This window comes from Emcibacter sp., assembly GCF_048269205.1.
GTDB lineage: Bacteria > Pseudomonadota > Alphaproteobacteria > Sphingomonadales > Emcibacteraceae > Emcibacter.
The window spans coordinates 1684676-1701025 of record NZ_JBLXJC010000001.1; the positions used below are offsets into that span (position 1 = coordinate 1684676).

A 16350-nucleotide genomic window follows, 5' to 3' on the forward strand; every position below is an offset into this window, starting at 1 on the left:
GCTATCCTGCAAATTTTTTTACGGTTTCGATAAACTGACTGACGGAAATCGGCTTGGCTATATAAGCTTCGCAGCCTCCATCACGAATTTTTTCCTCGTCCCCCTTCATAGCGAAAGCCGTTACGGCAATCACCGGAATTGACCTCAGATCATCATCTTCCTTGATCCATTTGGTCACTTCAAGGCCTGATACCTCCGGAAGCTGGATATCCATAAGGATAAGGTCCGGGCTTTCAGTACGTGCAAGTTCAAGCGCCTTCATGCCCTCCTGCGTCTGAATGGTCTCGTAGCCATGAGCTTCCAGAAGATCACAGAAGAGTTTCATGTTGAGTTCGTTGTCTTCCACTACTAAAATCTTTTTAGGCATAATTTGTCCCGTTGATCATTATTTAGTTGGGCGTTTTATGTTTTTTGCACTGCCAAAATATGTATTAAATTCTATCTTGTTGTATAACAACATCTTATGAAAAAGCTGTTAACACGATACACTCACTCAACAAGTCTAGTTATATTCCCCTTCACCAACCGGGACAAGCCTCATGATGCAGGAACAGGCAGAACTTATTGCCCTTGAAGCCTTGCGCTACATCGCTGAAGACACAGAGGCCTTTATGGCGTTCCTCAGGCTATCCGGCCTTGACAGGGAAACCCTGACGGGCCATGCCGGCGATCCTGCAGTTCTGGGCAGCGTTCTGGATTTTCTTCTCCAGGACGAAAAGAGACTTCTTGCCTTCTGCGAAAGCCGAAACCTGAGCCCCGATCATCCAGCCCGCGCCCGAATGTCACTGCCCGGTGCCGAATATCTTCAAAACCAATAATCTTTTTGGATTATATTGCCATGCAACAGGCCATTTCACAAATCAAAAGTCTCAGTCTTGACCCGTCCAGGCCTCTTCTTGTGACCGACGCGGACGAAGTCGTACTGGATTTTGCCAATATTCTCGACCGTTTCCTGTCCTCCCGGGACATGTATATCTCCTATAAGAGCTACGCCCTTTTCGGCAACATACGAAACCGGGCAAACGACAAACCGGTGCCGCAGGAAGAATTCTCCCTGCTGCTGGAGGACTTCTTCGACTATTCGGTGGATCAGCAGGATCTGGTGCCCGGCGCGAAGCAAAACCTGGACGCCCTGTCGGAACATTGCCAGATCGTGATCCTGACCAACCTGCCCCATCATTTTGCCGAAAGGCGGCGAGCGCTGTTCAGGCAGCATGACATCCATCATCCCGTGGTCACCAATAGCGGACCCAAGGGTCCGGCAGTGCGGGAAATATCCAGCGGGGTTAGCCATCCCCTTGTTTTTATTGATGATATTTCCAGACACATCAGCTCGGTGGCGGAGTGCGTACCGGACTCCCTGCGGCTGCATTACGTGGCCCATGAAGCACTGGGAAAGACTGTTGAAAAGGCGGAAGACAGCCATCACCGCTGCGACGACTGGAACCATATCCACAAACTGGTCATGGGACATATCGGGGATATAAAATAGATGCGTATCGGTATTGACCTTGGTGGCACGAAAACGGAAATTATCGCCCTTGAAGACGATGGCGATATTCTGCACCGGGAACGTATCGCCACCCCGAAAAACGACTACAAGGCCACCCTGAAGGCCATAGGCCATCTGGTCAAGTCGACGGAACATATCCTTGGTCTGACGGGCACGATCGGCATCGGTATCCCGGGTGCCCTCTCCCCCCGCACCGGACTTGTCAAAAACGCCAATTCCACCTGGCTCAACGGGCAGCCCCTGAGACAGGACCTGCAAAAACTGCTGAAACGGGAAGTGCGCATCTCGAACGACGCCAATTGTCTGGCCGTCTCCGAATCCATCGACGGTGCCGCGGCCGGCGCCAACAGCGTCCTTGCCGTGATACTCGGTACCGGCGTAGGCGCTGGTCTCTATGTCAACGGCAGTACACTGGTGGGCGCCAATGCCATTGCCGGAGAATGGGGGCACAATCCCCTGCCCTGGCCAGACCTCTCTCAGGAAGAATGGCCCGGACCGGCATGCTATTGCGGCAGAACCGGCTGTATCGAGACCTTTCTGTCCGGTCCCGCCCTGCAAAAGCAGCATCCGGACCAGGTCCCGCCTGAAGAGATTGCCACCCGGGCGCAGGCCGGGGATTCCCTGTGTCAGCAACTGACGGAACAATATGAGCGTCGTCTCGCCCGCGCCCTGGCTCATGTTATCAATATCCTGGACCCTGAGGTGATTGTCCTGGCAGGCGGCCTCTCGGAAATCGACAGCTTCTATAGCCGCGTCCCCGAGCTGTGGCAGGAGTTTATCTTTTCCGATTATTGCGATACGCCGCTCAGGAAAGCTGCACACGGTACCTCAAGCGGTGTGCGCGGCGCAGCCTGGCTCTGGCCGCTTGATCAGGAGAACTGACATGCAGACGGTCTGCCGGGACTGTTTCCATGAATATGAACAGGAACACGATGGTCCCTGTCCCCGTTGCGACAGCCCGCGCCAGGTCATGCATGAGGAACTGTTTGACCTCACCATGGCTCATATCGACTGTGACGCGTTCTATGCCAGTATTGAAAAGCGGGACAACCCGGCCTTACTGAGTAAGCCCCTGATCATTGGCGGAGGCCACCGGGGTGTGGTTTCAACCGCCTGTTATCTGGCCCGGGGTTACGGCGTTCATTCCGCCATGCCCATGTTCAAGGCCAATAAACTCTGCCCCGATGCAGTTGTCATGCCGCCCAACATGAAAAAATATGCCGCCGCCAGCAAGGAAATCCGCGAAATTTTCGATCATCTGACCCCCCTGGTAGAACCGCTGAGCATTGACGAGGCCTTTCTTGATCTGAGCGGCACAGAAAAACTGCACCATGCCCGGGCTGCAGCCAGTCTCGCCCGGGCGGCCAAAGAGATCGAGCAGAACATCGGCATCACCGTTTCTATCGGTCTCAGCTACAACAAGTTTCTCGCCAAAATGGCCTCTGACATGAACAAGCCACGGGGGTTCTCGGTGGTCGGACGAGCCGAAGCCCCCGGCTTCCTCGCCCGCCAGCCGATCTCCAATATGTGGGGCGTTGGCAAGGTCACGCAGGCAAAAATGAAACGCAACGGCATCACCACCATCGGTCAGTTGCAGCATATGGACAAACATGACCTGATGAAGAGCTATGGCATTCTCGGCGAACGGCTCTATCATTTCAGCCGCGGCGAGGATGTGCGCACGGTTAGCCCGGACAGCAAGGTAAAAAGCATTTCCAATGAAATTACCCTGGATACGGACATTGCCGATTTCGACAGATTGCGAAAATTGCTCTGGCCTCTATGCGAAAAAGTGTCCTCCCGGCTCAAGGCGAAGCATCTGGCGGGCTGGACCATCACTCTCAAACTCAAGACCGCCAATTTCCGCCAGGTCAGCCGTTCCCTGTCGCTGGACAGTCCGACCCGCATGGCGGAGGTTATTTTCGAGACCGGGATGCATCTTCTGAAACCTGAATGTCAGGGACTGGAATACCGCCTGATCGGCATCGGAGTGGGCAATCTTGCCAGCGAGGACGGTGCCGACCAACCTGACCTGGTGGATACAGGAAAGACAAAAAAACTGGAGGCGGAAAAAGCCATGGACAAGATCCGCGGCCGGTTCGGCACGGACAAAATCAAAAAGGGCCGAAACTTCTGAAAAATTAACCATAGTTTCGCATTTTTTGCCGCATCCGGGCGGCAGTTATTTCCGGCCCAGACCTTGTCCTGTCTCGTGAGCAACATTTTTTCCTTTAAGTTCAATGATCTAATATTTGGCACGACCTTTGCTTTGTAGTGAGGTGGAAAAATAGCATTTTCAAAGCGAGGACAACATCATGACCCATATTTCCCTGTCTTTACCGAACTCCCGGAAAGCAAAAACCAATGTGGATTATAATGATGCCATGACCCGGATGGCCGGAGAACTGATCGAAAAATTCAAGGTCGTGCCCGAAGGCCTGTCCAACGGCAGCTGGTCGCTTCTGACAGAAATTCTTGATTTTGCTGTCGAGGCGGAACAGACCATTGCAGAGCAAAAAAAGCTCATCGGCGAGTTGAAAACCCAGGCCATCAAGGACCCGCTTACCGGACTTCTCAACCGCCGCGGACTGGAGATGGAACTTGAGCACGCCATTGCCCGCTACAAACGCCATGAGGAACAGTCCCTTTTTGTCTATATTGACCTTGACGGTTTCAAGGAAATCAACGACCACTACGGCCATGCCGCCGGCGACGCCCTGATTTCTCATGTGGCCGACCTGTTGAAAAGCTCCATCCGCCAGACAGATTACGCCGCCCGTCTCGGCGGAGATGAATTTGGTCTATTGTTGAGCCATTGCGATGCCAAACAATTTGCCAACACGCACCTCCTTTTCATTCGCAAAAAGCTGGAAAAAACCCCTCTGCATTTCCAGGACCTCACCCTGACAGCGAGAGCCAGCTTCGGCATCACCGCCATAGACGACAGCTGCCGGACCGACATCATGCACCGCGCTGATGAACAAATGTATTTCGACAAAAAATCCCGATGCCGGAACCGTGGCGACAAAAGCCGTATTCTGGCTGTGACCGGTATGGCGGAATAAATCCCGGACGGTACCGGTCGGGTCTTTTCAAAGTCGCCTGCAGGCGCTAATGTCTTCCGGAAAGAATAACAAACCGGATGACAAGATGACCAATATCTATGAACAGCGCCTTGCCGAACTCGGCATTACCCTGCCCGAACCCGCCAAGCCGGTGGCCAACTATGTACCATACGTAGCCAGTGGCACCCTGGTATCCATTTCGGGCCAGATTCCGCTCGGTGCGGACGGCAAACTGGCCTATGTCGGCAAAGTGGGACAAGAGGTCGATGAGGCAACCGCGGTCGAGGCCGCGCGCCTTTGCGCCGTCAACATTATTGCCCAGGCAAAAGCCGCCTGTGACGGTAACCTGAGCCGGGTCCGCCGGATCATCAAACTGGGCGCTTTTGTTAACTGCACAGACGGTTTTGGCGGCCAGCCCGCCATTGTCAACGGCGCTTCCGACCTTATGGTCGAGGTGTTCGGAGAGGAAGGCAAACACAGCCGCTCTGCCGTTGGAACCAATGCACTTCCTCTCAATGTTCCCGTTGAAATTGATGCGCTTATCGAAATTTCTTAAATTGAAAACTTAGGAAAGGAAAGACGGCTTTTATGCCCCGCCTCCGCATTATTGACAGTCTTTCCAAAATTAGTCCGGAAAGCTGGAACGCCTGCGCCCTGCAGGCGGCCAGCGGCCATAATCCTTTTGTTTCGCACGAGTTTCTTCATGCCCTGGAAGCAAGCGGCTGCGCCACGGCGGACACAGGCTGGCTCGGTCAGCACTTACTGGTGGAAGAAGATGATGGCGGCATCACCGGCATACTTCTGCTCTATCTGAAAAGTCATTCCTACGGCGAATATGTGTTCGATCACAGCTGGGCCAATGCTTACGAGCAGGCCGGTGGAAACTATTATCCCAAACTACAGAGTTCCGTTCCTTTCAGCCCGGTCACCGGTCCAAGGCTGATGGTCCATCCCGGGGCGAACCGGGACACGGTTGGCCGTCTGCTTGTGAAGGGCGCCATTCAGCGGTGTGAGGATCTGGGACTGTCTTCGCTGCATGTCACCTTTGCCCCTGAAGAGGACTGGAAGCTGATGGCAGATTGCGGCATGCTGCAACGGCAGGACCAGCAGTTCCACTGGCTGAATGATGGTTATCAGACGTTTGACGACTTTCTCGCCGCCCTTTCCTCCCGCAAGCGCAAGAACATCCGCAAGGAACGGCGTGAGGCCATTGCAGACGATATCGGGATAGAACGGCTCACCGGCCGGGAAATCACCGAGGATCACTGGGACCATTATTTTAATTTCTACATGGATACCGCCAATCGAAAATGGGGACGGCCCTACCTCAACCGGGAGTTCTTCAGCCGGCTGGGAGAGGCACTTTCAGACCGGATTTTGCTGATAATGTGCAAACGGGACGGCCGCTATATTGCCGGGGCATTGAACCTGATCGGTGACGATACGCTGTACGGCCGTTACTGGGGCGCCGTCGAGGAGCACCGCTTCCTGCATTTCGAGGTCTGTTATTACCAGGCCATTGAGTATGCCATTGAAAAGGGTCTGGCCAGGGTGGAAGCCGGTGCCCAGGGCGAGCATAAGCTGGCCCGGGGGTATGTGCCGTCAAAAACCTTCAGCGCCCACTGGATCGGCAACGAGAGCTTCCGGGACGCGGTGGAGCGTTACCTGCGTCAGGAACGCAATCAGGTCGAAGGAGAAATGACTTTTCTGGAAAGCTTCACCCCCTTCAAAAAGGGATGAAGCAGGAAAGGTTTACAGGATCAGTCCTGTTCTTTGTCTTCGCCGGTTTCTTTTTTCTTCAATTCTTCAAAATCACCGAGGCCGCAGCGGGGGCCCGGGATACCGCTATTATCGAAAACCGTAATCATATCCACGTTACAGAGCTGGTTGACGCTGACTTTATAGGCAAAGGACCTTTCAAAGCCGAGCCTGTGGCAGCGCCGCGGCAGCTTGTTGAGGTAAATCTTCTTGCCCTTCATATGGAAAATAATATGCCAGTCATCAAGCACCTGGGTATGGTCAATGAAACTGACTGATACGCAGCGTTTTATTTCGCCGGTCCGTTCATATTTGGCGAGCTCTTCGGGCTCGGCAACTTCGGTATCTGCCTTTTTTGAACCGTCTTGCGCATGGGCGGAAAATCCGGCCAGCCCCCCTGCCAACACAACAAACAGTCCCGGAATGAAATACTTCATCTTCATAAGGTTTCTCCTGTAACGTCCCTTCCCGAGAGAATATCTGCAATCTCTAGCAGGGTCAAACTGAACCTAGAGTGAATTGGCCCAGCGGGAGTAAAAGTTTAGGCTTCCATCACCGGGCGCTGACCCGCCTGATGTCGTTCCATCTTGTGGTATAGCGCGGCGACAGCAGCTTCTGGTTCATGGCCCAGCTCCGGCGAATTCCGGAAGAGGCAAAGCTGACCGTATTCCCACCCCAGGTTCCGTTCAGACTATCCATGGCCGCCATCAGAGCACGGCTTTTGACACGACTTTTCTCTTCCTCCGGCCCCGAAAGAAACAGGTCCCGCTGGGCCCTCCCTTCCTTCTCCAGGCCGAACAGCTGCACACCTACCTTCTGATAGACATATCCCGGCTTGTAAATCTGCCCCAGACAGTCAAAGGCCGCCCGGATCATCCGGATTGTGTCACAATGGGGCTCGGAAAAGCAGGTGCTGTAGTTGTTGGAATAAAAATTATCCTTATCAAAAGGACTGGTCCGGATAAAAACATTGAGCCCGGAAGCCACAAGCTGCTGATTGCGCAGTTTTTCCCCGGCCCGGCTGATATAAGTGGAAACGGCTTCCTTGAGCTCGTCATGGGCATAAACCCGGCGGCTGAAGCTGCGTGACACCATCACCTGTTTCCTGTCCGGCAGAACCATTTCCAGCGCCATACAGGGAATATTGTTCAGTTCATGGACAATCCGCTCCGCCACCACATTCATGCGGGAGCGGACCATTTTCGGATTCGCCCGCTTCAGGTCCAGAGCCGTGGCAATGCCAAGTTCCGAAAGTTGCCTGCCAAAACCCCGGGAAATGCCCCAGATTTTCGTGACCGGCAGATCAGCAAGAATGCTATCATTGTCCTCCGGAATGATCATAACTCCGCCGCTTTGCGGGTTCTCACGTACCCGCTGCTTGGCCAGCCGGTTAGCAATCTTGGCCAGGGTTTTGGTTCGACCGATGCCGACACAGACCGGCAGGCCGGTCCACTGCAGCACCTGCTCCCTGATCCTGAGGCCATGGGCGGCCAAATCTTCAAATCCCGTCAGGTCAAGAAAGCTCTCGTCGATGGAATAAACCTCCAGGAAAGGCGTAAACTCATAAAGGACAGACACGACACGCCCGGACATGTCCCCATACAGCGGATAATTGGAGGAAAATACCACGACCCGGTTTTCCTCCAGAAGACGGCGAACGTCATGAAAGGCTGCCCCCATGCCGATCCCCATCTGCCTGGCCTCTTCCGAACGGGAAATGATACAGCCGTCGTTGTTAGAGAGCACCACCATCGGTCGGTTCTGCAGGTCCGGGCGGAACAAGCGTTCGCAGGAGACATAAAAATTATTCACGTCCACCAGCGCCACATAACCATTACTCAAAGGGCCCTTATTCAAAGGAGTGGATGGCATGGCGTACAACCCCCCAGATCTGGAACTCCATTTCGTCCCGGATATCAAGGGGCCGGAACTGCGAATTTTCCGGCATCAGGCGCAGCACGCCACCCTTGCGGTACAGACGCTTGACCGTCAGTTCCCCGTCCAGCACGGCAATGACGATACTGCCGTGCTTCGCTTCAAGAGAACGGTCTACCACCAGAATGTCATTTGGGAAAATTCCCGCCCCGGTCATGGACTCTCCTGAAACAGTCAGGAAGAAAGTGGCCGCCGGGCGCCGGATCAGATGCTCGTTCAGATCCAGCCGCCCCTCCAGATAGTCCTCCGCCGGCGAAGGATAGCCCGCCTCGACCCTGCAGCCGTAAAGCGGCAAGGCACAACAGTTTTCCGTCCGGGGAAGGAGAATTTTATATTCACATATACTCATATGGACAGAATGCGCCGAACGGCTCCTTCTGTCAATGTTCTTGTTATGTTCTTTTCAACTCATACAAAAAAAGGGATGCAGCCGAAACCGCATCCCTCTATCTGCTTAATTACTGTAGCTTACTTCACCAGCTCTTCCGACTTGTCCTGGCCACCGGACTGCGGTTTGGGCAGCAGGTTGCCGGGCACAATATCAAAGCTGAGCTCGCCGTCCTTGACCCGGAAGGTCACGTCACCGCCGCCGACCAGCTTGCCGAACAGCAGTTCGTTGGCCAGCGGTTTCTTGATGTGCTCCTGGATCACCCGTTTCAGAGGCCGGGCGCCATAATGACGATCAAAGCCTTTATCCGCGAGCCAGTTCCGGGCAGCCGGGGTAAGCTCGATATGGACATTGCGGTCTTCAAGCTGCATTTCCAGTTCGAGAATGAATTTGTCGACCACCCGGTTGATAACTTCCGGCGGCAGGCTGGCGAACGGAACAACCGCATCCAGCCGGTTCCTAAACTCCGGTGTAAACAGCTTTTTGATGGCCTCTTCATCGTCGCCCTGGCGCACAGTAGAGCCGAAACCAATGGCTTCCTTGCTCATTTCCGCAGCCCCGGCATTGGTGGTCATCACCAACACTACATTGCGGAAATCGATCTTCTTGCCATTACTGTCGGTCAGTCGGCCGTGGTCCATGACCTGCAGCAGGATATTAAACAGGTCCGGATGGGCTTTCTCGATCTCGTCGAGCAGAAGCACACAATGAGGTGTTTGGTCGACGGCGTCAGTCAACAGACCGCCCTGGTCGTACCCCACATAGCCCGGTGGTGCGCCGATCAGGCGGGAGACACTGTGACGTTCCATATATTCGGACATGTCAAAACGGTGCAGTTCCACACCCAGCAGGCTGGCCAGCTGTTTGGTCACTTCGGTCTTACCGACGCCGGTGGGACCGCTGAACAGGTAACAACCGATCGGCTTGTCGCCTTCGCGCAGGCCGGCACGGCTCAGCTTGATCGCATCGGATAATACCTCGATGGCCTTGTCCTGGCCAAAGACCACACGCTTCAGGTCAACATCCAGGCTTTTGAGAATGGCCATATCATCCTTGGAAACAGATTTCGGGGGAATGCGGGCCATTTTGGAAACCACACCTTCCACATCCTCGACGGTGATGAGTTTCTTGCGTTTGGCGGACGGCAGAAGCTTCTGCGACGCACCCACCTCGTCAATCACATCAATGGCCTTGTCGGGCATCTTGCGTTCGTTGATATAACGGGCAGACAGTTCCACTGCCGTATCAATGACATCGTCGGAATATTTCACATCATGATGTTCTTCGAAATATTTCTTCAGGCCCTTCAGGATGTCCTTGGTTTCCTGAATGGTTGGTTCCGTCACATCAATCTTCTGGAAACGGCGCAGCAGGGCCCGGTCTTTTTCAAAATAGGACCGGAATTCCTTGTAGGTGGTAGAGCCGATGCAGCGCAAAGCGCCGCTGGCCAGGGCCGGCTTCAGCAGGTTCGAGGCATCCATGGCCCCGCCGCTGGTGGCGCCAGCACCGATAATAGTGTGAATTTCATCGATAAACAGGATCGCGCCGTCGTGCTCCTCAACTTCCCGGATCACGGTTTTCAGGCGCTCCTCGAAATCCCCGCGATAACGGGTACCCGCCAGAAGCGCCCCCATATCAAGGCTATAGATGACGGCATCCTGAAGAACGTCGGGCACTTCCTTTTCCACGATACGGCGGGCCAGACCTTCGGCAATGGCGGTTTTACCCACCCCCGGATCCCCCACATAAAGCGGATTATTCTTGGACCGGCGGCACAGCACCTGAATGGTACGGTTGATCTCGCTATCGCGACCGATCAGGGGGTCGATCTTGCCGTCCCTTGCCTTCTGGTTCAGGTCGACGCAATATTTGTCGAGCGCCGTATCACCCATGGCTTCATCCATCATGTCTTCATCTTCATCAGCGCCGGTTGGCGGCCGGGGGTCACCATGCTGGGCCGATTTGGCAAGGCCATGGGAAATATAGCTTACCGCATCCAGGCGGGTCATATCATGCTGCTGAAGGAAATAGACCGCATGGCTTTCCCGTTCAGAGAACAGGCCGACCAGCACATTGGCGCCAGTCACTTCCTCGCGTCCGGAACTCTGCACATGCAGGATCGCGCGCTGGATCACCCGCTGGAAGCCGGCCGTCGGCGAGGCATCCTCGTCACTGTCCGTGACGATATTCCTTAGTTCCACATCAAGATAGGCTTTTATTTCGGCGCGCAGCTGGGCAATGTTTACGTCGCAGGCCCTGAGCACCGACACCGCGTCCTGATCGTCAAGAAGGCCGAGCAGCAGGTGTTCCAACGTTGCAAATTCATGCTTGCGGTTGTTGGCCTCGCTGATAGCGCGATGTAAAGTCCGTTCCAGGTTCGGTGAAAATGTCGGCACAATAAATTCCTATCTTAATCTTACAGGGATGGTGTTATTCCTTCTCCAGGGTGCATTGCAGCGGGTGTTGATGTCTGCGGGCATATTCCACGACTCTGTTCACCTTCGTTTCTGCTACCTCGAAACTGTATATGCCGCAGACTCCTACGCCTTTCTGGTGGACCTGAAGCATGATTTTCACTGCCTCAGTTTCATTCTTGCCAAAAATGGCCTGCAGAACATGCACCACAAAATCCATGGGCGTATAATCGTCATTCAGCATCAAAACCTTATACAAAGAAGGTTTCTTTGTCTTTGGTTCCGTCTTGGTGAGAGTACCGGTTTCGGTATTCTCGTATCCGTCGTTATTTTCGTCGCTCATGAGTCAATCGCGTTTTGTACTGAAGTTACTATATTTCTAGTTAGAACGATGAAACGGAATTTAAAGATACCAAAGGTAAAAAATAACTTCTATCTACCTTTGAATATTAGTTTCATAGCATTAACGTTCGGTAAATAAAAACACCTATTCGTTGAATAATAAAGTCCGGATATAAAAAAAGGCCCGGAAAAACCGGGCCTTGATTATACGCTGGAATGGCGTTGTGAAAAATTATCCGGCCAGAGGCAGGTTCAGTTTTTCAGCAACAGCTTCATACCGTGCTTTCAGAGGCTCGATCACTTCGCCACTTGCTTTGGTGGCAACTTCGTTGATACGTGTGCTCTCAGCAACCATGTCGTCGTAACGGCTCTTCATCAGGCTGGCCTGGATTTCAAAGAAATCAGCCGGTGATTTAGCGGCCATCAGGGATTTCATGGCTTCAACATTTCCTTCCACAGCCTTCTTGGCAGCAGCAATCACTTCACTGTTGACAGTCTCGGCAGCTTTCACAGCGGCATTGCCGGCAGCCATAACAGCATCGAAGTTTTCCTTGCTGAAGGCCACAGCGTCGTCATAGGACTTGGTGGCGTCTTCCATCTGCTTTTTGGAAAGCTCGACGGTTTTTTCAATGTTTTTCTGGACAGTCTCGGTACTTGCTTTTACAGCCTTTTCGATATTTTCCTTGCTGGTTTCAACAGCTTTCTGAACGGTTTCCTGTGCGGCTTTGATGCTCTCAGTTGCAGCATCTTCAGCTTTCTTGGAAGATGTAGTTTTCTTTGCAGTGGTCATGTGTCGTATCCTTAACCAATAATGTGTCTTTACCCAATTTATTCACGCATCACACCCGGAGATCATACTTGTCCGGTATGTCACAACATTTTACTGTTTTGTGCGCTGCAACATAATATTCAATATATGGATAATTTTAACTATGTCAAGGTTATTTTGTGCATTGCAATATTTTTTTCACGCATTCGCAATAAACCATTTGCTATACCGCGGAAAATAGCCCTGGTTTATTATCCGGAAAACGGGAACCAGGGGCCTTCCATATTATACACTACATGGCCGGAGGTTCAATGCCGCTGGCGCGAAGTTGTTCTGCCAGGGCGGCTTTCAGGCGCTCGAGGGAAGCTTCATCCCTGCCCTCGCATCTGGCCACAAGGACATCCTGTGTATTTGAGGGACGCAGAAGCCACCAGCCGTCCTCCGTATTGACCCGCACACCATCGGTGTCATTTACATCGGCGCCGGTCGCTTTCAACCTCAGGTGTACTTCCGGCACAATCCGGAACTTGCGTTCTTCGCTGCAGGGGAACCTGAGCTCGGGCGTGTTGATGACCTGGGGCAACTTGTCCTTAAGCGCCTTCAGGCCGCCATTTGTCAGGGCGACTTCATTCAGTAGCCGCAAGGCCACATAGATGGCGTCATCAAAACCGTAAAACTTGTGCTTGAAGAAAATATGGCCACTCATCTCCCCGGCAAGCGGCGCACCTGTTTCATGCATCTTGCTCTTGATCAGACTATGGCCGGTTTTCCACATCAGCGGCTTGCCACCGCTTGCGGCAATATGATCAAACAGTACCTGGCTTGCCTTTACATCGGCAATAATTGTGGCGCCGGGATGATCCTCGAGCACTTCCCGCGACAGGATCGCCAGCAGCTGATCGCCCCAGACCACGCGCCCGTCACTGTCTACAGCGCCAATACGGTCACCGTCGCCGTCAAAAGCCAGTCCCAGGTCACACTTCTCCCCGGCTACAGTTTCCTGCAGCTGGACAAGGTTTTCCTCTACAGTCGGGTCCGGATGATGTGCCGGAAAGGTACCATCAATATCGCCATTAATCAGGATATGCTCGCCCGGCAAACGGTTGATCACCGCCTCAACAACTTCCCCGGCGGCACCGTTGCCCGTATCCCAGGCTACCGTCAGGTCCGCCCGGGCCAGGCTTTCCGTATCCACATCTTTCAGGATACGTTCCACATAGCGGTCAAAAATATCCTCATCCGAGACGGCCCCCTCGCCGGTTTCAAGATCGCCGGTCGCGCTCAGCCGGCCGATCTCCTGAATCCGTTCTCCAAAACAGGACTCCTTGCCGATCATCATTTTAAAACCGTTGTACTCAGGTGGATTGTGTGACCCGGTAATCATGATGCCGCCGTCGGTATCCAGCTCAAAAACAGAATAGTAGAGCATGGGCGTGGGGCCCCGCCCGACCCGGATCACAGCCAGTCCTGTTGAAACCAGACCATTGATCAGCGATTTTTCAAGGTCGGGAGAACTCAGGCGACCGTCATAGCCGACACAGACTTTCTTGCCGCCGGCTCGCCGTACAAGCGTACCAAACGCCCGGCCAAGAGCTTCGGCATCCGCCGCAGTAATTGTGTTCCCCACAATGCCCCGGATATCATATTCCCGTAAAACCGTCGGATTGAATTCATGCGCCATCGGTCGTCATTTTCCCGTTATTTATTGTCGTTCAGAAGCACATCCCTGGCATCATTGATTTTCATGGCCAGATAATCGGAACCACCCTGGTCCGGATGAATCTTTCGGATCAGTTTATGATGCGCATCTTTAATTTCCGTTACAGTCGGGTTACCCCTAAGGCCGAGAACATCCAGGGCTTCTTCCCGGTCCATGACCGTCCGCCCCGGCGTTCTGTTTTTTCCGGCCGATTGCCCGCCGGTATTTTCCCCTTTGCCTTTGCCGCCGGCACGACTGGCGAGGTAGCCCCACAAGGTGCCCTGCCAGGCCAGCACAGCGCCGGTTGCCAGGATCAGCGCCACATAGACGTTACCCCGGAGCAGAATAAAAAGTCCGAGGCCCGCGAGAATGGCGCCAACAAGATACCGGGAAAGGTTTGCCAGCTTCCGAGGATCAGCCTGCTTGAAATATCTTACGGCCACATAGATCAGAATGATCAGGCCGACAATCAGGAGAAGCTGGGGCATTTATTGTCCTATTCCGCTGCGGCGGCAGCACTTTCATTCCAGCCGGGCAACTTCAGGTCGTCCATCAGCCGGCGGATTTCCTGCCGGGCCGCCACATGGGACATGGTCATTTTGTCGCTGTCCGCATCGCGAAAATCAACGAGTGTCAGGCCTTTGGGAAACATTTCACGGTAGATCACCCGCTCGCCGAGCCCGGCTACGTAACGGAAATTTACCCGTTTCTCAAGTTCCTTCAACGCCTTGTGCACCCGGCGTTTGTTTTTGGCATCCAGGGCAGAGGTCCGGTTTCGCATGACAATCCAGTCGATATTTCCCCGGTCCGCCAGGGCCCGGCGCTTTTTGGCATCCCAGACCATCTCGCTGTACAGGCTCAGCTTTTCCACCTTGAAGTTATCCGGATTGACCTGGGCCAAAAGATCAAGATCCACAAAGCTGTCATTGATCGGTGTAATAAGCGTATCGGCAACTGCATGGGCAAGCCGAGAAAGATGGGAATCACTTCCCGGGCAGTCAATAAGGACAAAATCCACCTGCCCCCGCAGCCCGTCCATGACCACATTGAAGCGCTCGATTTCGTCGGCGTCCATTTCTTCTTTGGTTGTCAGTGTGGATTTTGGCACCACATGGACCTCGGGCATACTCAGCTTCAGGTTATGCTGTCGGGCGTAGTTTTCCCGATTTTCCAGATAGCGAGCCAGTGATTTCTGACGAGCATCAAGATCAAGAACAGCAACGGTGAAGTCTCTTTTCAGCAGGCTTATGACCACATGCATGGCTGTCGTGGATTTTCCCGACCCGCCTTTTTCGTTGCCCACCACAATAACATGAGTGCCCGAAGACTTACCTGCTGATGTATCCTGTACCATATTTTCCCCTTACCAATTTCCCGATACCCTCACCACTTTGCATAACCCCTCCCAAGACCCTGTGTATTTCTGTTATTTGATTCAAAGTCTGGCATTCCCGTTAACATAAAACTATATAATATCTGATAGCATATGATTAGACCAATCGTGACAGGCCCGGACAAATGCCCGCAAGTTATACGAAACGTTCCAGCAACTCTATCAGAAACACTATTCTTGCGACCAATGCAATAGTGTTTTTTGTCCTGATCCCGCTGTGGCTTGCGGTCGATCAGATAGACCAGAGCAGAAACCATTTGGCCCCAGTCACTTTGGTCAAGAATTTAAAGCTTCCCGAAAACACCAGCGCCATAAAATATTTTGCCGCTTACGGCTATGATCTGGGCCTCGTCCGTCGGGGTGCCACCGATGTACCCCGGCTTTATCTGTCCGGCGTCCCTTCCGAGCTGGCCGAAATGTCCGACATAAGGGAAAGAAAAAAACTATTTATTTCCACTATGTTGCCGCTCATTCTAAAAGTAAATGAAATCATTCTGGAGGACCGGCAAAAGCTGGAAAGAATCATCCGCAAAATCGAGGTGGGCACCGTACCCACGACTTCCGAACTTCACTGGCTTCAGCGCAAGCAGAAACAGTACAGAATGAAAACAGAAGACCTCTATGCCCTCAGGAAACGGATCAATGTTGTTCCGCCGTCTCTGGCCCTGACCCAGGCCGCCATCGAAAGCGGCTGGGGCACCTCCCGGTTTGCCCAGGAAGGCAATGCGCTTTACGGACAATGGACATGGGGAAAAGACGGGCTGGTCCCTGAACGCCGGGATGACGGAAAGAAACATAAAATCAGAAGCTTTCCCAACACTATTGAGGCGGTTTTCGGATATGTCCATAACCTGAACACCCACCGGGCCTACCGGAAATTTCGGGAAGAACGTACCCGACAGACCAGAACCGGCAAACTTAATGTTCAGAAGCTGGTGGAAACACTGGACAATTATTCTGAACTTCGCGAAAAATATGTGCAAACCCTGAAAAACATTATCCGTGTCAACAGGATGCGGGATTTTGACGGGGCACGTCTGCAGCCTCCGCAAAGTTAGCACCACAGCTCCCCGA

General features: G+C 53.3%; 18 protein-coding genes. 8 read left to right on the forward strand and 10 right to left on the reverse strand.

Annotated elements, in window-relative coordinates:
- Position 1: 1 nt before the first annotated feature.
- On the reverse strand, positions 2-367 hold the full coding sequence (locus ACN0YD_RS07845) for a response regulator (RefSeq protein WP_139938453.1): 366 nt from the start codon (positions 365-367) through the stop codon (positions 2-4).
- 172 nt (positions 368-539) lie between these two features.
- Between ACN0YD_RS07845 and ACN0YD_RS07850 the strand changes: the two genes are divergently transcribed.
- The 7 genes from ACN0YD_RS07850 (at position 540) to ACN0YD_RS07880 (ending at position 6318) form a co-directional block, all read left to right on the forward strand.
- Complete coding sequence (locus tag ACN0YD_RS07850; protein WP_417318475.1) at positions 540-818, forward strand: DUF3572 domain-containing protein; 279 nt, start codon at positions 540-542, stop codon at positions 816-818.
- A gap of 20 nt (positions 819-838) precedes the next feature.
- Positions 839-1492, forward strand: coding sequence for a hypothetical protein (locus ACN0YD_RS07855; protein ID WP_417318477.1), 654 nt, complete (start codon positions 839-841; stop codon positions 1490-1492).
- Positions 1493-2395: an ROK family protein gene (locus ACN0YD_RS07860; RefSeq protein ID WP_417318479.1), complete on the forward strand. Its 903-nt coding sequence runs from the start codon at positions 1493-1495 to the stop codon at positions 2393-2395.
- Between the two features lies 1 nt (position 2396).
- Positions 2397-3650 carry a DNA polymerase IV gene (locus ACN0YD_RS07865; protein ID WP_417318480.1) on the forward strand — a complete coding sequence of 418 codons (1254 nt, stop codon included), beginning with the start codon at positions 2397-2399 and terminating at the stop codon, positions 3648-3650.
- A 178-nt stretch (positions 3651-3828) separates the two neighbouring features.
- The gene (locus ACN0YD_RS07870) at positions 3829-4578 is read left to right on the forward strand and encodes a GGDEF domain-containing protein (protein ID WP_417318482.1); all 750 of its coding nucleotides are present in this window, start codon (positions 3829-3831) and stop codon (positions 4576-4578) included.
- 85 nt (positions 4579-4663) lie between these two features.
- Positions 4664-5134 (forward strand): RidA family protein, encoded by a 471-nt coding sequence (locus tag ACN0YD_RS07875; protein ID WP_417318484.1) that lies wholly within the window; start codon positions 4664-4666, stop codon positions 5132-5134.
- Positions 5135-5166: 32 nt separating this feature from the next.
- Entirely contained in the window at positions 5167-6318 is a 1152-nt protein-coding gene (locus ACN0YD_RS07880; protein ID WP_417318487.1) for a GNAT family N-acetyltransferase, read from the forward strand.
- A 20-nt stretch (positions 6319-6338) separates the two neighbouring features.
- Here the strand turns inward: ACN0YD_RS07880 and ACN0YD_RS07885 are convergent, their stop codons facing one another.
- The 9 genes from ACN0YD_RS07885 to ACN0YD_RS07925 form a co-directional block, all read right to left on the reverse strand.
- Positions 6339-6779, reverse strand: coding sequence for a hypothetical protein (locus ACN0YD_RS07885; protein ID WP_417318489.1), 441 nt, complete (start codon positions 6777-6779; stop codon positions 6339-6341).
- Positions 6780-6888: 109 nt separating this feature from the next.
- Positions 6889-8178: a Y-family DNA polymerase gene (locus ACN0YD_RS07890; protein ID WP_417318491.1), complete on the reverse strand. Its 1290-nt coding sequence runs from the start codon at positions 8176-8178 to the stop codon at positions 6889-6891.
- Between the two features lie 7 nt (positions 8179-8185).
- On the reverse strand, positions 8186-8620 hold the full coding sequence (locus ACN0YD_RS07895; RefSeq protein ID WP_417318493.1) for a LexA family protein: 435 nt from the start codon (positions 8618-8620) through the stop codon (positions 8186-8188).
- Positions 8621-8739: 119 nt separating this feature from the next.
- Entirely contained in the window at positions 8740-11055 is a 2316-nt protein-coding gene (clpA, locus tag ACN0YD_RS07900) for an ATP-dependent Clp protease ATP-binding subunit ClpA (RefSeq protein ID WP_417318494.1), read from the reverse strand.
- Positions 11056-11089: 34 nt separating this feature from the next.
- On the reverse strand, positions 11090-11416 hold the full coding sequence (clpS, locus tag ACN0YD_RS07905) for an ATP-dependent Clp protease adapter ClpS (RefSeq protein WP_417318496.1): 327 nt from the start codon (positions 11414-11416) through the stop codon (positions 11090-11092).
- A 231-nt stretch (positions 11417-11647) separates the two neighbouring features.
- Positions 11648-12205, reverse strand: coding sequence for a phasin family protein (locus tag ACN0YD_RS07910; RefSeq protein ID WP_417318498.1), 558 nt, complete (start codon positions 12203-12205; stop codon positions 11648-11650).
- A 271-nt stretch (positions 12206-12476) separates the two neighbouring features.
- Positions 12477-13865 carry a phosphoglucomutase/phosphomannomutase PgmG gene (gene pgmG / locus ACN0YD_RS07915; protein ID WP_417318500.1) on the reverse strand — a complete coding sequence of 463 codons (1389 nt, stop codon included), beginning with the start codon at positions 13863-13865 and terminating at the stop codon, positions 12477-12479.
- A 17-nt stretch (positions 13866-13882) separates the two neighbouring features.
- Positions 13883-14371, reverse strand: a complete 489-nt coding sequence (locus ACN0YD_RS07920; protein ID WP_417318502.1) for a hypothetical protein — start codon at positions 14369-14371, stop codon at positions 13883-13885.
- 8 nt (positions 14372-14379) lie between these two features.
- The gene (locus ACN0YD_RS07925; protein ID WP_417318504.1) at positions 14380-15237 is read right to left on the reverse strand and encodes a division plane positioning ATPase MipZ; all 858 of its coding nucleotides are present in this window, start codon (positions 15235-15237) and stop codon (positions 14380-14382) included.
- A 164-nt stretch (positions 15238-15401) separates the two neighbouring features.
- On the opposite strand from ACN0YD_RS07925, the gene ACN0YD_RS07930 reads away from it, so the two are divergent.
- Complete coding sequence (locus tag ACN0YD_RS07930; RefSeq protein ID WP_417318506.1) at positions 15402-16334, forward strand: glucosaminidase domain-containing protein; 933 nt, start codon at positions 15402-15404, stop codon at positions 16332-16334.
- Positions 16335-16350: the final 16 nt, after the last annotated feature.

Bases quoted from the DNA above. Each gene is read 5' to 3' on its own strand.
- ACN0YD_RS07845 (WP_139938453.1), bottom strand. From the start codon at position 367: ATGCCTAAAAAGATTTTAGTAGTGGAAGACAACGAACTCAACATGAAA.
- pgmG (WP_417318500.1), bottom strand. From the start codon at position 13,865: ATGGCGCATGAATTCAATCCGACGGTTTTACGGGAATATGATATCCGG.
- ACN0YD_RS07865 (WP_417318480.1), top strand. From the start codon at position 2,397: ATGCAGACGGTCTGCCGGGACTGTTTCCATGAATATGAACAGGAACAC.
- ACN0YD_RS07895 (WP_417318493.1), bottom strand. From the start codon at position 8,620: ATGAGTATATGTGAATATAAAATTCTCCTTCCCCGGACGGAAAACTGT.
- ACN0YD_RS07925 (WP_417318504.1), bottom strand. From the start codon at position 15,237: ATGGTACAGGATACATCAGCAGGTAAGTCTTCGGGCACTCATGTTATT.
- ACN0YD_RS07885 (WP_417318489.1), bottom strand. From the start codon at position 6,779: ATGAAGATGAAGTATTTCATTCCGGGACTGTTTGTTGTGTTGGCAGGG.
- ACN0YD_RS07875 (WP_417318484.1), top strand. From the start codon at position 4,664: ATGACCAATATCTATGAACAGCGCCTTGCCGAACTCGGCATTACCCTG.
- ACN0YD_RS07860 (WP_417318479.1), top strand. From the start codon at position 1,493: ATGCGTATCGGTATTGACCTTGGTGGCACGAAAACGGAAATTATCGCC.
- clpS (WP_417318496.1), bottom strand. From the start codon at position 11,416: ATGAGCGACGAAAATAACGACGGATACGAGAATACCGAAACCGGTACT.
- ACN0YD_RS07855 (WP_417318477.1), top strand. From the start codon at position 839: ATGCAACAGGCCATTTCACAAATCAAAAGTCTCAGTCTTGACCCGTCC.
- ACN0YD_RS07850 (WP_417318475.1), top strand. From the start codon at position 540: ATGATGCAGGAACAGGCAGAACTTATTGCCCTTGAAGCCTTGCGCTAC.
- ACN0YD_RS07920 (WP_417318502.1), bottom strand. From the start codon at position 14,371: ATGCCCCAGCTTCTCCTGATTGTCGGCCTGATCATTCTGATCTATGTG.
- ACN0YD_RS07870 (WP_417318482.1), top strand. From the start codon at position 3,829: ATGACCCATATTTCCCTGTCTTTACCGAACTCCCGGAAAGCAAAAACC.
- ACN0YD_RS07930 (WP_417318506.1), top strand. From the start codon at position 15,402: ATGCCCGCAAGTTATACGAAACGTTCCAGCAACTCTATCAGAAACACT.
- ACN0YD_RS07910 (WP_417318498.1), bottom strand. From the start codon at position 12,205: ATGACCACTGCAAAGAAAACTACATCTTCCAAGAAAGCTGAAGATGCT.
- ACN0YD_RS07880 (WP_417318487.1), top strand. From the start codon at position 5,167: ATGCCCCGCCTCCGCATTATTGACAGTCTTTCCAAAATTAGTCCGGAA.